We start from the raw sequence: 13,050 nt of genomic DNA, 5'->3' as shown, positions 1-13,050 counted from the left end.
CCCGCTCAAGATTCCGCGCCACCTCCATGGGCTCACGCCCGGCGGGCAAGGACCCCACGACCGGCAAGGGAGCGACCACTCCGGCCCCGCGCGGCACGCACTGCACGCACTGCCCATACACGGCACGTACGAGGAGCGTTCGATGACGCAGCAGCCGCACCCGGCAGGCGACGCCGGCCACCCCGAGCAGCCCGGCAGCCCGGACGGCGCCGCGGTGCCGGAACTCCCCGACCGCGTCGCGAAGATCTACGGCGACTTCGACCTGAGCACCGTCCCCGCGTTCGCCGGCGGGTTCATCAACTTCGGCTACTGGGCGCAGCCGCCCGGCGCCGACCGCCCGCTGACCGTGGCCGACCGGGTCCGCAGCGAGGAGGACCTCTACCGGCTGGTGCTGAGCGCCTTCGACCGGCCGGCGGGCCGTACGGCGCTGGAGGTGGGCTGCGGTCGCGGGCTGGGCTGTGCGCTGGCGCTGCGCGAATTCGGCCTCGGGTCGGTGATCGGCCTGGACGCCCACCCGGACCAGATCGCCCGCGCCCGGGAGGCCAACGCGACCCTGCTCACGAACGGCCCGGCACCCGCCGCCCCGGGCTCCCCTCCGGCCGCCTCCGGCGCCCTGACCTTCGTGCGCGGCGCGGCTGCCCGCATCCCGCTGCCCGACGCCTCCGTCGACTGCCTCTACTCCGTCGAGGCCGCGCAGCACTTCCGTGAGCTTGCCGGCTTCGCCCGGGAGGCGGCCCGGGTACTGCGCGCGGACGGCCGGCTGGCGCTGACCACCTTCTTCGCCCGCGGCCCGGAGGCCGCCCGCGCGCTGCCCGAACTGCTGCCCCCGTACGCCGACGGCCTGGACGTCCCCCATGTCATCGACGAGGCCGCCGCAACGCTGGCCGCTGCCGGCCTCCGCGACGTCCGGGTCCGGGCGATCGGCGACCGGGTCTGGGAGTCCTACGACCGCTACATGTCCCAGCAGCCGGCACTCCGCGACGAGTGGCCGCGCCGCTACCTGACGGCGTACGAGACCGGTCTGCTGGACTACTACGTCCTCACCGCCGAGGCGCCCGGCGGTGGTGGCCCCGCCGCTACCGCTGCCGGCGCTGCCGCTTCCACGGCCCGGTGATCGCCAGCATGATGCCGGGGTCCTGGATGTTGGCGAAGAGCGTACGCCCGTCCGGGGAGAAGACCGGCCCGGTGAACTCGCTGAACTCCGGCTCGTCGGCGGTCTTGATGTTGAGGTCGTTGCGCGCGAGCGGATAGGTGCGGCCGTCCTCGGTGGCGCCGAAGAGATGCTGCACGCCCTCGCCGTCCTCGGCGATGATCAGTCCGCCGTACGGCGAGACGGTGATGTTGTCGGGACCGTCGAGCGCACCGTCCTTCGCGGGGTCCTGATTGACACCGAGCAGCACCTTCAGCGTCAGCGTGCGCCGCCGCGGGTCGTAGAACCAGACCTGTCCGTCGTGCTGGACCGGGCTCTCCTCCCGGGCGAAGGAGGAGACGAGGTACGCGCCGCCGTCCGCCCACCACATGCCTTCCAGCTTGCGGGCGCGGGTGATGTCACCGTCCTCGAACTGCCGCCGCACCGACACCTCGCGGGCGTCGCGGTCGGGCACCTCGACCCAGTCGACGCCGTAGACGGTGCCGGTCTTCGTGGCACGCGAGAGGTCGTCGACGAACCGGCCGCCGGAGTCGTAGCACTTGGGGGCGGCCAGCACACCGGCGTCGTCGGCCAGCGTCCGCAGCTGCCCCCGGCCGTGCCGGAAGCCGTGCGGCGGGGTCCAGCGGTAGAGCAGGCCGTTGGGGGTGTCCGCGTCCTCGGTGAGGTAGAGGTGGCCGCGCTTGGGGTCGACGACCACCGCCTCGTGCGCGTAGCGTCCGAGCGCCTTGATGGGCTTGGGGTCGCGGCCGGCCCGGGTGTCGAGCGGGTCGACCTCGAAGACGTAGCCGTGGTCCTTGGTCATGCCCTTCTGGCCGGCCTTGTCCTCGTTCTCCTCGCAGGTGAGCCAGGTGCCCCAAGGGGTATGCCCGCCGGCGCAGTTGGTGGACGTACCGGCGATGCCGACCCGTTCACCGACGGGGGTGCCGTCCTTGGCGACCTCCACGACGGTGCAGCCGCCGGCCGCCGCCGGGTCGTAGACCAGGCCGTCGGCGAGCGGCACCGGGTGCGGCCAGTCGGCGCGCGGGCCCTTCAGCTCGTGGTTGTTGACGAGCAGGGTGGTGCCCCGGGGGCCTTCGAAGGCGCCGGTGCCGTCGTGGTTGGAGGGCGTGGACTCGCCGCTGTCGAGCGTGGTCACGCCGGTCCGCGTGATGATCCGGTACGAGAAGCCTGCGGGCAGCGCGAGGATGCCGTCCGGGTCCGCGATCAGCGGGCCGTAGCCGAGCGTGGTGCCGTCCGCCGTACCGTCGGCGTCACCGGTGGGCGCTTCGCCCGCGAGGGCCCCGGGGGCGGTGGCCAGCACGCCGACGCTGCCGGCCAGCGTCACCCCCGCGCCGGCGAGGGCGGAACGCTTGGCGAAGTCTCTCCGGGTGAGCGGCATTGTCATCTCCTGGATGGCCGGTTTCTTCTCCCCTGCGCCGCACACGTTCCCGCTCGCCTTCGAATTCCAGTTGAACGCGGCACGACATCCAGGAAGCAGTTGGCCCGCATGCAGCGGGCGGGGGCGGGCGCGAGCCCTTCGGCCCGCGCCCGCCCCCGCCCGTATCCCCGCCGCGCCGCAGGGCCACGGCTGCCCCGAGCCGGTGGCCCGGGAGCCGCGGAGAGAAGAGTTCAGTCCGCCTTCCGGGAGCGCGCCTTGAAGGCGGCCTTACGGGCCTCCTTGGCGGCCTTCTTGTCCGGGTGCAGCCGGCCCATGGCCTCCAGGACGTCGGCGGTGGCCGGGTGATCCACCCGCCAGGCGGTGTCGAAGAACCCGCTGTGCTGGTCGGTCAGGCTCCGGACCAGCTCGCGCAGCTCGTTCGCCGCGTCCTCCGTCGCGCTGTCCAGCTGCGCGGCGATGGTGTCCACGGTCAGCCAGAAGATCATTTCCTGGGACGGCTCGGGAATGCCGGATGCGGCACGCTCGGCCAGCCAGACCCTGGCCAGGCCACCCAGCTGCCGGTCGTCGAGGACCTCGCGGAGCGCGGGCTCGGCGTCCGGCGAGACCAGGGAGAGCGTCTGCTGGGCGGCGAGGCGGCGCAGCGGGGCACGCTCGTCGTCGCCGCGGGCGGCGGCGAGCAGGTCGCGGGCGGCGTCCGCGGGGGTGCGGGCGGCGAGCCACTGCTCGGACTCGGCCTGGGCGAGCGTCTCGGGGTATTCGGGCAGCGCTTCGAGGAGGACGTCCGCGCCCTTGTCCGTGAGGTCGCCGACGGCGGGGGCGTGGACACCGGCGTCCAGCATCCGCGCGCGGACCGCGTAGAGACCGAGCGGGGTGAGCCGGACCAGGCCGTAGCGGGAGACGTCGGCGTCGGCCGGCGGCTGGGCGCCGGGAGTCCCCTCCGGCCCCTGGGGAAGGACCGTCTCGCCGTCCTCGTCCAGCTCCTCGATGAGTGCCTCGTCGACGGGGGTGTAGGCGACGAGCCCGATCGGCTCCAGCACCCGGAACTGGTCGTCCAGGCGCATCATCGCCTCGGAGACCTCTTCGAGGATGTCGTCGGTGGGCTCCTCCATGTCGTCCGGGACGATCATGGACGCGGCGAGGGCGGGGAGCGGGACGTCCTGATCGGCGCCTTCGTTCACGGCCGTGAGCAGGTAGAGGTTGCCGAGGATGCCGTCCAGCATCTCGGCCTCCTCCTCCGGGTTCCAGTCGATCGCGTCCAGGTCCAGCTCGCCGCCCTCGGCGAGCTGGTCGGCGATGTCGGAGAGGTCGGGGGCGACCGCGTCGGCGAGCACGGTCTCCATGCCGCCGAGCCAGATGTCGAGGATGTCCTGCGGGCTGCCGGAGGTGAGCATGCCCAGCTCCTCACCGGGGCGGGCGGTGCCGACCGCGGCGTCGTCCGGGAGGTCGGCCTCCTCGGCGTCGTCCGCCGATTCCTCGATCTCCACCAGGCCGGTGTCCACCGCCAGCTGCCAGGCTTCGGCGGTGTATCCGGGGCCGTCCTCGTCGGCGCTCAGGCCGAGGTGCTCGGTGGCGGCCTCCAGCGACTCCTGGAGGATCTCGCCGCCGACGCCGACCGGTACGCCCCGCTCCGCCCAGCGGGCGAGCTTGGCGGCGCGGGCCATCAGCGGCGCACTCAGCGCGTCCCGGGCCAGTTCCGCGTCGGAGTGCAGCCGCACCGGCGGCAGGGTGGGGCGGTCTGCGGACATCTGGGGCTCAGCTCCTCGAACGGACTACGGCTCGTGCGACGCCCAAGCGTAGACGGAATTCTCCGTATCTCGGGCGGTTCACCCACCCGCCCGCGCCCGATCACCCGACGGACCTTGACAACTCCCGTGGCCACACAAGAGATTGACGCGCGTAGAGAGCGCCGGGCCGCTCCGCACGCACTGCCTGCCGGCCTGACGCCCGCATCCTCTTCCCCACCCCCGGAGGCCCTCATGTCGTCCCGCCGTTCGCTCCGCAGACCGGCCACGCTCAGTGCGGTGGCCTGCGCCGCCCTCGCCACCGGGCTGCTCACCGCGCCCCAGTCCGCCGTCGCCGCCGGTGCCCGGATCCACGACATCCAGGGCAGCACCCGCCTCTCCCCGCTCGCCGGGCAGCAGGTCAGCGGTGTGCCCGGCACGGTCACCGCGGTCCGGTCGTTCGGCTCCGCGCGCGGCTTCTGGGTGCAGGACCCGCATCCGGACGACGACGCCGCGACCAGCGAGGCGATCTTCGTCTTCACCGGCGGCCAGACGCCGAAGGTCGCCGTCGGTGACACGGTCACCGTCGCCGGCAAGGTCAGCGAGTACTACCCGGGCGGCAAGGACGCCGGCCTGCAGTCCGTCACCGAGATCACCGGCGCCACGTGGACAGTTGACTCCTCCGGCGCCGCACTGCCCGCCGCCTTCCGGCTGAACCCCGCCTCCATACCGGGCCGTTACGCGCCCCGCGCGGACGGCGAGAACATAGAGACGTTGCCGCTGCGCCCCCGTTCGTACGCGCTGGACCGCTACGAATCCCTGGAGGGCATGCGCGTCTCGGTCTCCGGGTCCCCGGTCGTCGGCGCGACCAACACCCATCACGAGCTGTGGGTCACCGCGGAGCCCCGCCACCACCGCACGGCCCGCGGCGGCGTCCTCTACGGCTCCTACAAGGACCCCAACCCCGGCCGGGTGAAAGTGGCCTCGCTGATCCCCTTCGCGCAGCGGCCCTTCCCGGTGGCCGATGTCGGCGACGAGCTGACGGGCACCACCGCGGGCCCGCTGGACTACGACAACTTCGGCGGGTACTCCCTCCAGGCCACCGAGTTGGGCACTCTCACCGATCACGGGCCGGCGCCCGAGAGCACCCGCAAGCAGACGGCCCGCGAGCTGGCGGTCGCCACCTACAACGTCGAGAACCTCGCGCCCACCACCCCGCAGGCCAAGTTCGACCGTCTCGCGGCGGCACTGGTGGACCACCTTGCCGCCCCCGACGTCGTGGCCCTGGAAGAGGTGCAGGACGACAGCGGCGCCACCGACAACGGCGTGGTGTCCGCGGGCGCCACCCTCAAGAAGCTCACCGACGCCATCAAGGCGGCGGGCGGCCCGGCGTACGAGTGGCGGCAGATCGACCCCGCGAACGACCAGGACGGCGGGCAGCCCGGCGGCAACATCCGGGTCGCCTTCCTCTTCAACCCCGAGCGGGTCTCCTTCACCGACATCGCCGGCGGCGACGCCACCACCCCGGTGAAGGTGGTCGACGACCACGGCAAGGCCGGCCTCTCCGCCTCACCGGGCCGGATCGCGCCGGCCGACCCGGCCTGGAAGGACAGCCGCAAGCCGCTCGTCGGCCAGTTCTCGCTCAAGGGCCGCCCCGGGAGCCGGGTGTTCGTGGTCGCCAACCACTTCAACTCCAAGGGCGGCGACCAGGGCCTGGACAGCCGCTTCCAGCCGCCGGCCCGCAGCTCGGAGACCCAGCGCATCGCGCAGGCCGGACTCGTCAACACCTTCGTCAAGGATCTGCTGGCCAAGGACCCCCGAGCCGATGTGGTGGTCGCCGGTGACCTCAACGACTACCAGTTCTCGCCCGCGCTGAAGACGCTGACGGGCGGCGGAGCCCTCACCGACCTCGTCGGCCGGCTGCCGCGATCCGAGCGCTACGGCTACGTCTACAACGGCAATTCGCAGGTCCTGGACCACATGCTCACCAGCCGTCATCTGGCCCGCGTCGACTACGACATCGTGCACATCAACGCCGAGTACGCGGACCAGGCCAGCGACCACGACCCGCAGGTACTGCGCATCCGGCCGTGACCGGGCCATCACTCTCCTGGCCCACCTCCGGATCGCCAACTCCCCCTGAGAGTGCGGTACTGGGCAGGTAAGCACATCGGCTCGGACAAGGGAGTCATCATGCCGAAGGGCCAGAACCGCAAGCCAGGCAAGGACCGCGCCGCCGAGCGGCGCAGTGACCGCGAGCGGAAGCCGCAGGGGTCCGAGGAGTCCGCCTCGGAGCGGACCCAGGACCTCAAGCCCCGGTCGCGCAAGGCCTGACCGGCGAGTGATGGGCCTGTGATGCCCGAGCGGCCGCCGCGCCCTGCTGGACGCGGCGGCCGCTCCGCGTCGTCCTCTCCTCGTCCCCGCAACGAGCGGGTAGTAGCACTGCTTCACGGATAAGCGAGCACAACTAAGTGGACGTGAAATGTGGGTCGGGAGCACACTCCCGGAATGGACACCGCAGCCCCGCCCATCGCGGCACCCGGCGCCCCACCACTCTTCGGGCGCACCGCAGTTGCCATGATCACGCCGTTCACCCCGGACGGAGCGCTGGACCCGGACGGAGCGCAGCGGCTCGCCACGTATCTCGTGGATGACGGCGGCTGCGACGGGTTGGTACTGAGCGGGACCACCGGGGAGTCCCCGACCACCTCTGACGCCGAGAAGGAAACGCTGCTCCGGGCCGTCGTGGAGGCCGTCGGCGACCGGGCGCGCATCACCGCCGGGGTCGGCACGAGCGACACCCGGCAAAGCGTGGCCCTCGCCCGCAGCGCCGAACGGGCGGGCGCCCACGGGCTGTTGGTGGTGACCCCGTACTACTCACGGCCCACCCAGGAGTCCGTCGCGCACCACCTGAGCACGGTGGCAGACGCCACCGGACTACCGGTGATGCTCTACGACATCCCCGCCCGCACCGGCCTCGCGCTGACCACGCAGACCCTGCTGCGCCTGTCCGACCACCCCCGCGTCGCGGCGGTCAAGGACTGTGGATACGACCTGCTGAAGTCGGCGAAGGTGCTGGCCGCCACCAACCTGGCCTACTACGCGGGATGCGACGAGCAGATCCTGCCGCTCCTCGCGATCGGCGGCACCGGCTGCGTCACCACCACCGGCAACGTCGCGGCCCGCGCGGTGCGCTCCGTGCAGGACGCCTATGACGCCGGAGCCACCGGTGAGGCCGCCCGGCGCCATCTGGGACTGGTGCCCCTCTTCGAAGCGGACACCAGCTCGGACGCTCCGGGCTCGGTCACCGTGAAGGCGCTGCTGAATCATCTGGAGCTGCCCGCGGGACCGGTCCGCGGGCCGCTCCTGGACGCCGGCCCGGAGCTCACCACCCGGTTGAAGGAGGCGCTGTGGACGACCCTGGGCCGGCCTGCGGCGGCGACTGCCGCTGCGGTCCCGGAGTAGCGGGGAACTGCGCCGGCGGCGGCCCGAACCCGCCCTGTCCCGGAGCGCCCTGCCCGTACGGCCCCGCAGCCTGCGGCCGGTCACCTTCCTCAAGGCCGGCGGCCGGCGGCTGCTCCTCGGGCAGCAAGTCCCGGACCAGCAGCGTCGCTCCGGCGACCGCCCCCGGCATCAGGAGCACCGCGACGAACGGGACGAGGAAGAGCAGCACGATCGGGGTGCCGAAGCCGACGGCGAGCGCCTTGCGGCCGCGCAGCATCCGGAGCCGCTCGCGGACGGGGATGTCCCGGCGCTGCATCGCCACCGACGTCAGCTCCACGGCGAGGAAGAAGCCGGAGACGCAGAAGCCGATCACGGGGATGACGGTCTGCCCGAGGAACGGCACGAACCCGAGGGCGAAGAGCAGGATCCCGAAGCCGAGGGCGCGCAGCAGCACATGGACGCTGTCGCGCAGGGCGATCCACACCTCCTGCCACAGCGGCCGGTCCGGGCTCGGCGGGCAGTACCCCTCGGACTCCTCGACCTTCTCCGACAGCGACTCGTAGAACGGATCGCCGATCAGCAGGGTGACGGCGGTGAAGGTGAGGACGGACAGCATCAGCCCGCCGGCGAACAGCAGCACCACGAACAGGCCGCGCAGCACGCCCTGCCAGGGCGAGCCCCAGTCGTCGGCGAACGGCGTTGCCCAGGCAGCGATGTCACCCGCCCAGATGGCCAGCGCGGTGAGCACCGCGGCGTAGAGGACCAGGGTGATCAGTGCGGGGATCAGCCCGAAGCCCCACCACCTGCCGTGTCCGGCGACCCACCGCTGTCCCTTGCCCAGATACCGCAGCCCCGCTGCAAGATCACGCATGGCCCCAAGCCTAGCGGCGCACGGCACGGCCGGTGACACGGCCATGCCAGGTTGCGGTGTCCCCTCACGGCTCACCGGTCAGCCTCGCCCAGCGCCCCTGGAGCCGGTCGAGTCTGGCCTGCATCAAGGCGGGCTCCGCGGCCGGACGGGGCACCGCGCGGGAAGCGGGCTCTTCGCCCACCTCCCGGCGGTGCCCGGCCACCACCCGCAGCCGGCCGCCACCGACCCGGGCGAACTCGGCGAAGCTCAGCTGCCCCCGCCCCACGGCGCAGCTTCCGCACGCGCCGGTCAGCGCCCGCCATCCGGTCCGGCCCCAGCCCGCATCGACGAAGACCTCCGGCGGCAGACCGCAGCCGCACGGGCCGACGCGCGCCACCCGCACCCGCTGGCGGGCGTAGCGCATGCCGCGCTCGAAGCGGATGTACGCGCCGAGCACCGTGACCTCCAGGAGCGTCGCCCGTCGGTGCGCGCCCGCACAGGTCATGGCGAGGGTGTCGGAGAGGGTGTGCAGGCAGTGGAAGCCGCAGTCGCAGCGCAGAGCGGGGCTGCGGTGCCGGCGGCCGTAGACGCACCGCGCCTCGTCCAGCACGCCGTACGGCAACGCGCCGCCGATCGACACCCCGGCGAAACCGATCCGGCCGTCGTCATGGGACACCACCGGGTGGGCGAGCTTGTACCCGCGCGGCGGCTCCGCCGGGCGCTCGTGCGGCAGCCGCAGCCTCCTCATGGGCCGGCCACCGCCCCGACGCCGAGCCGCAGCGCGGCGTCGACGGTGGCTCCGTCGTCAGCATCGGCGGCGTCCGCGGCCTCGGTGACCGCTGCCGGCGCCGTGTTCCGTTCCGGCGTGCCGGCTGCCCCGGCCTCGCGCGGCGGGCCGACCGCTTCCCGCTCCTCAGCGATGCCGACAGCGAGCGGTTTGCCCAGCCTCATGACGCCTCCCGGTACGGTGCGTTGGACTCCGTCCACGCCATGGTGGCCCACCGGCAGCACCCTTGGCACCAGCGCAAACCGGCCCCCGCTTCCGCGCCCCGGGCGCACTCCGGCCCGCGCCCGCGCACCTCGCGGCGCCGCTCACCGCACCGCTCACCGCACCGCTCACGGCAACGACAACGGCCCGGCGGGTCTCCCCACCGGGCCGTTCGCGCACCGCGCCCGCAACCGGTTCACAAGGCCGGCGCGAGCAGCGGTGACCGCTCAGTTGTGGCTGTGCAGGATCTCGTTGAGACCGCCCCAGACCGCCTTGTTCGGCCGGGCCTCGACGGCGCCGGTGGTCGAGTTGCGACGGAAGAGGATGTTGTCGGCGCCGGACAGCTCCAGCGCCTTGACGATCTGGCCGTCCGGCAGCGTCACGCGGGTGCCGGCGGTCACGTACAGGCCCGCCTCCACGACGCACTCGTCGCCCAGCGCGATGCCGATGCCCGACTCCGCGCCGAGCAGGCAGCGCTCACCGATCGAGATGATCTGCTTGCCGCCGCCGGACAGGGTGCCCATGGTGGAGGCGCCGCCGCCGACGTCGGAGCCGTCGCCGACCACGACGCCCGCGCTGATCCGGCCCTCGACCATGGAGGTGCCCAGCGTCCCGGCGTTGAAGTTGACGAAGCCCTCGTGCATGACGGTGGTGCCGGCGGCGAGGTGCGCGCCCAGCCGCACCCGGTCGGCGTCCGCGATGCGCACACCCGCGGGCGCGACGTAGTCGGTCATCCGCGGGAACTTGTCGACGCTGGTGACCTGAAGGTGCAGTCCCTCGGCGCGGGCGTTCAGGCGCACCTTCTCCAGCTCGTCGACGGCCACCGGACCGAGCGAGGTCCAGGCGACGTTCGACAGCAGGCCGAAGACGCCTTCGAGGTTCTGCCCGTGCGGCTTGACCAGCCGGTGGCTGAGCAGGTGGAGGCGCAGGTACGCGTCGTGCGCGTCCAGCGGCTTGTCGTCCAGGGAGGCGATGACCGTGCGGACGGCCACGACCTCCACGTCGCGGACCGGGTCCGGGCCGATCGCCTTCAGCGATGCGGCGCCCAGCAGCTCGGTGGCGCGCTCGTCGGTCAGCACCTCGGTGCCGGCGGGGCCAGGGCCCTCGGCCGTCACGGCGACCAGCTCGGGGGCCGGGAACCAGGTGTCGAGAACAGTGCCGTCGGACGTGACGGTGGCGAGCCCGGCGGCAACGGCGCCGGTCTGGAGACGGGAAGAAGCAGCATCGGTCATGTTCGAAACCTAACCGGAGGGTGCCCGCCGAGGCGAACCGGTCTCAGCGATCGGTCCGGGCGCGCGATCCCGCCGCGTCCGGCGAGCGGCCCCACAGCGCCCGCTCGTCCGCCCCCGCGCTCAGCCCATCACCCCGGCCAACCCGGCTCGTACCGTGTGGCGTTCGAAGGGCAGCCCGGTGAGCAGATGCTGCAACACCAGTCCGTCGACGAACGCGACGACGGCGCGTGCCGTCGGCAGATCTCCGATCCGCCGACCGAGCAGCCGCACCATCTCGTCCAGACACTCGGCGGCGACCGGCCGCACCGCTTCGTGCCGCAGCGCCGCCAGATACAGCTCGTACTCCAGCTCCATCCGCGCGCGGTCACCGCCCAGGGACTCCTCGACGAGCCGGGTGACCTCGTCCACGAGCGGCACCGCCGGGTCGATGCTGTCGACCCAGCGTGCGAAGTCGCCCAGGCAGGTGGCGTTGATCCGGCGCAGCGCGGCGACCAGCAGATCGTCCAGCGTCGCGAAGTGGTACGTCGTCGAGCCGAGCGGCACATCAGCGGCGGCCGCCACCCTGCGGTGGCTGAGCGCCGCGATCCCCCGCTCGCCCACGATGGCGATGGCCGCGTCCACGATCCGCTGCCGCCGGTCAGGGTCGTAACGCCGCGCCATCAGTGTGCCCCTCCAAGATTCAGCACCACGACGCCCGCGATGACCAGCCCCACCCCGAGGATCTTCAGCGCACTCGCGCTCTCCCCCAGGAACATTATGCCGATCGCCGCGATCACGGCCGTGCCGGCTCCGGACCAGATCGCGTACGCGGTACCGACGCTCATCGACTTGAGCGTCTGCGCCAGCAGCGCGAAGGCGATGAGATACCCCACCGCGGTCCCCAGCGAGGGCCACAGCTTGCTGAAGCCCTCGCTGTATTTCATCGCCGTGGTCGCCAGAATCTCGGACAGAATCGCGCCGGCCAGCGTCAAATAGACCATGCGTACTATCGTACACAACGTTGCGTACGGTCGTACATAACGCGAGAGTCGCCCCGTCAGTCCACCAACGTCCGCTTGGGCGTCAGCACGCAGAATTCGTTGCCCTCGGGGTCGGCGAGAACCACCCAGGAGACTTCGTCGCCCTGGCCGACATCCGCCCTGCGGGCGCCGAGGGCGATGATCCGCTCGACCTCCGCCGCCTGGTCGTCAGGGGCCAGGTCGAGGTGGAGACGGTTCTTGCCGGCCTTCTCCTCCGGTACGGGGAGGAAGACGATCCCCGGCAAGGCGCGCTCGTCGGCGCCGATGATGACTTCGTCGTCGGCCTCGAAGACCACGCGCCAGTCGAGGACCCGGGCCCAGAACGCGGCGAGCCCCTTGAGGTCGTGGGCGTCCACGGCGATCTGATACAGCGAAACGGCCATACCGCCAGTGTGCCTGGCGGGTATGGCCGTTTCGGCGCGGCCGGGGCGTGTCGCGAAGATGCCCCGGGCCGCGCTTCAGACGTTGAAGCCCAGCGCGCGCAGCTGCTCGCGGCCGTCGTCGGTGATCTTGTCCGGGCCCCACGGGGGCATCCAGACCCAGTTGATCTTCAGCTCGTTGACGATGCCGTCCGTGGCGGACTTCGCCTGGTCCTCGATGACGTCGGTCAGCGGGCAGGCCGCGGAGGTCAGCGTCATGTCGATGGTGGCGATGTTGGCGTCGTCGACGTGGATGCCGTAGATCAGCCCCAGGTTGACGACGTCGATGCCCAGCTCGGGGTCGACGACGTCGTAGAGCGCCTCGCGGACCTCTTCCTCCGAGGCCGGCTTGGTGGTCGTGATCGTATTCTCGGGGGTGTCGGTCATGCGGTCTTCGCCTCCTCGGAGAGAGCCTTGGCCGTGGCGTCCTTCCAGGCCATCCAGCTGAGCAGGGCGCACTTCACACGCGCCGGGTACTTCGAGACACCGGCGAACGCGACCGCGTCCTCCAGCACCTCTTCCATCGCGTCGTCCGGTTCGAGCTGGCCCTTGGACTGCATCAGCTCCAGGAATGTCTCCTGGATCTTCTGGGCGTCGCCGAGCGTCTTGCCCACCAGCAACTCGTTGAGCACCGATGCGCTGGCCTGGCTGATGGAGCAGCCCTGCCCCTCGTAGGACACATCCTCAATGGTCGCGCCGTCGAGCCGCACGCGCAGCGTGATCTCGTCACCGCAGGTGGGATTGACGTGGTGCACCTCGGCGTCGCCGTCCCGAAGACCGCGCCCGTGCGGGTGCTTGTAATGGTCCAGGATGACGTCCTGGTACATGGAATCCAGCTTCACGACTCAG

15 protein-coding genes are annotated in these 13,050 nt (G+C 72.1%); 4 read left to right on the top strand and 11 right to left on the bottom strand.

All coding sequences use genetic code 11. The annotated features are described in order from the left end of the window. Positions 1-142 precede the first annotated feature (142 nt). On the top strand, positions 143-1,114 hold the full coding sequence (locus ACH4FH_RS15455) for a class I SAM-dependent methyltransferase (protein ID WP_398556318.1): 972 nt from the start codon (positions 143-145) through the stop codon (positions 1,112-1,114). On the opposite strand, the gene ACH4FH_RS15450 is transcribed toward ACH4FH_RS15455, so the two are convergent. After that, positions 1,077-2,528 (bottom strand): alkaline phosphatase PhoX, encoded by a 1,452-nt coding sequence (locus tag ACH4FH_RS15450; protein ID WP_398556317.1) that lies wholly within the window; start codon positions 2,526-2,528, stop codon positions 1,077-1,079. The two genes, ACH4FH_RS15455 and ACH4FH_RS15450, sit on opposite strands and share 38 nt — an antisense overlap. A 230-nt stretch (positions 2,529-2,758) precedes the next feature. Beyond that, positions 2,759-4,273: a hypothetical protein gene (locus ACH4FH_RS15445; protein ID WP_398556316.1), complete on the bottom strand. Its 1,515-nt coding sequence runs from the start codon at positions 4,271-4,273 to the stop codon at positions 2,759-2,761. Between the two features lie 231 nt (positions 4,274-4,504). On the opposite strand from ACH4FH_RS15445, the gene ACH4FH_RS15440 reads away from it, so the two are divergent. The 3 genes from ACH4FH_RS15440 (at position 4,505) to dapA (ending at position 7,714) form a co-directional block, all read left to right on the top strand. Beyond that, complete coding sequence (locus ACH4FH_RS15440; protein WP_398556315.1) at positions 4,505-6,343, top strand: endonuclease/exonuclease/phosphatase family protein; 1,839 nt, start codon at positions 4,505-4,507, stop codon at positions 6,341-6,343. Between the two features lie 99 nt (positions 6,344-6,442). Next, a complete protein-coding gene (locus ACH4FH_RS15435; RefSeq protein WP_398556314.1) occupies positions 6,443-6,583 on the top strand; it encodes a hypothetical protein in 141 nt (46 codons plus the stop codon). A gap of 174 nt (positions 6,584-6,757) precedes the next feature. Continuing rightward, positions 6,758-7,714, top strand: a complete 957-nt coding sequence (gene dapA, locus ACH4FH_RS15430; RefSeq protein ID WP_398556313.1) for a 4-hydroxy-tetrahydrodipicolinate synthase — start codon at positions 6,758-6,760, stop codon at positions 7,712-7,714. On the opposite strand, the gene ACH4FH_RS15425 is transcribed toward dapA, so the two are convergent. The 9 genes from ACH4FH_RS15425 to sufU form a co-directional block, all read right to left on the bottom strand. Beyond that, positions 7,635-8,564, bottom strand: coding sequence for an EI24 domain-containing protein (locus ACH4FH_RS15425; protein WP_398556312.1), 930 nt, complete (start codon positions 8,562-8,564; stop codon positions 7,635-7,637). The two genes, dapA and ACH4FH_RS15425, sit on opposite strands and share 80 nt — an antisense overlap. A gap of 64 nt (positions 8,565-8,628) precedes the next feature. Continuing rightward, a complete protein-coding gene (locus ACH4FH_RS15420) occupies positions 8,629-9,291 on the bottom strand; it encodes a hypothetical protein (RefSeq protein WP_398556311.1) in 663 nt (220 codons plus the stop codon). After that, positions 9,288-9,494 (bottom strand): hypothetical protein, encoded by a 207-nt coding sequence (locus ACH4FH_RS15415; RefSeq protein WP_398556310.1) that lies wholly within the window; start codon positions 9,492-9,494, stop codon positions 9,288-9,290. Before ACH4FH_RS15415 ends, ACH4FH_RS15420 begins: the two co-directional genes overlap by 4 nt. 264 nt (positions 9,495-9,758) lie before the next feature. Next, positions 9,759-10,763: a 2,3,4,5-tetrahydropyridine-2,6-dicarboxylate N-succinyltransferase gene (gene dapD / locus ACH4FH_RS15410; protein WP_398556309.1), complete on the bottom strand. Its 1,005-nt coding sequence runs from the start codon at positions 10,761-10,763 to the stop codon at positions 9,759-9,761. Positions 10,764-10,883: 120 nt separating this feature from the next. Next, entirely contained in the window at positions 10,884-11,423 is a 540-nt protein-coding gene (locus ACH4FH_RS15405; protein WP_398556308.1) for a TetR/AcrR family transcriptional regulator, read from the bottom strand. Further along, positions 11,423-11,743, bottom strand: a complete 321-nt coding sequence (locus ACH4FH_RS15400) for a DMT family transporter (RefSeq protein WP_398556307.1) — start codon at positions 11,741-11,743, stop codon at positions 11,423-11,425. Before ACH4FH_RS15400 ends, ACH4FH_RS15405 begins: the two co-directional genes overlap by 1 nt. A gap of 56 nt (positions 11,744-11,799) precedes the next feature. Then, positions 11,800-12,165, bottom strand: coding sequence for a VOC family protein (locus tag ACH4FH_RS15395; protein WP_398556306.1), 366 nt, complete (start codon positions 12,163-12,165; stop codon positions 11,800-11,802). Between the two features lie 75 nt (positions 12,166-12,240). After that, positions 12,241-12,588, bottom strand: a complete 348-nt coding sequence (locus ACH4FH_RS15390) for a metal-sulfur cluster assembly factor (RefSeq protein ID WP_398556305.1) — start codon at positions 12,586-12,588, stop codon at positions 12,241-12,243. Beyond that, the gene (sufU, locus tag ACH4FH_RS15385) at positions 12,585-13,043 is read right to left on the bottom strand and encodes a Fe-S cluster assembly sulfur transfer protein SufU (protein ID WP_398556304.1); all 459 of its coding nucleotides are present in this window, start codon (positions 13,041-13,043) and stop codon (positions 12,585-12,587) included. The genes ACH4FH_RS15390 and sufU overlap by 4 nt, the downstream gene beginning before the upstream one ends. Between the last annotated feature and the right edge of the window lie 7 nt (positions 13,044-13,050).

The organism is Streptomyces sp. NPDC017993 (assembly GCF_044328065.1).
In the GTDB taxonomy this organism is placed as follows: Bacteria; Actinomycetota; Actinomycetes; order Streptomycetales; family Streptomycetaceae; genus Streptomyces.
Note: the sequence above shows the minus strand (reverse complement) of the source record. Positions and strands in the feature narration are given on the sequence as shown.

Coding starts and splice junctions, on each gene's coding strand:
- ACH4FH_RS15395 (WP_398556306.1), bottom strand. CDS start 12,165: ATGGCCGTTTCGCTGTATCAGATCGCCGTGGACGCCCACGACCTCAAG.
- ACH4FH_RS15440 (WP_398556315.1), top strand. CDS start 4,505: ATGTCGTCCCGCCGTTCGCTCCGCAGACCGGCCACGCTCAGTGCGGTG.
- ACH4FH_RS15405 (WP_398556308.1), bottom strand. CDS start 11,423: ATGGCGCGGCGTTACGACCCTGACCGGCGGCAGCGGATCGTGGACGCG.
- ACH4FH_RS15420 (WP_398556311.1), bottom strand. CDS start 9,291: ATGAGGAGGCTGCGGCTGCCGCACGAGCGCCCGGCGGAGCCGCCGCGC.
- ACH4FH_RS15450 (WP_398556317.1), bottom strand. CDS start 2,528: ATGCCGCTCACCCGGAGAGACTTCGCCAAGCGTTCCGCCCTCGCCGGC.
- ACH4FH_RS15390 (WP_398556305.1), bottom strand. CDS start 12,588: ATGACCGACACCCCCGAGAATACGATCACGACCACCAAGCCGGCCTCG.
- ACH4FH_RS15435 (WP_398556314.1), top strand. CDS start 6,443: ATGCCGAAGGGCCAGAACCGCAAGCCAGGCAAGGACCGCGCCGCCGAG.
- dapD (WP_398556309.1), bottom strand. CDS start 10,763: ATGACCGATGCTGCTTCTTCCCGTCTCCAGACCGGCGCCGTTGCCGCC.
- ACH4FH_RS15445 (WP_398556316.1), bottom strand. CDS start 4,273: ATGTCCGCAGACCGCCCCACCCTGCCGCCGGTGCGGCTGCACTCCGAC.
- ACH4FH_RS15425 (WP_398556312.1), bottom strand. CDS start 8,564: ATGCGTGATCTTGCAGCGGGGCTGCGGTATCTGGGCAAGGGACAGCGG.
- ACH4FH_RS15400 (WP_398556307.1), bottom strand. CDS start 11,743: ATGGTCTATTTGACGCTGGCCGGCGCGATTCTGTCCGAGATTCTGGCG.
- dapA (WP_398556313.1), top strand. CDS start 6,758: ATGGACACCGCAGCCCCGCCCATCGCGGCACCCGGCGCCCCACCACTC.
- ACH4FH_RS15415 (WP_398556310.1), bottom strand. CDS start 9,494: ATGAGGCTGGGCAAACCGCTCGCTGTCGGCATCGCTGAGGAGCGGGAA.
- ACH4FH_RS15455 (WP_398556318.1), top strand. CDS start 143: ATGACGCAGCAGCCGCACCCGGCAGGCGACGCCGGCCACCCCGAGCAG.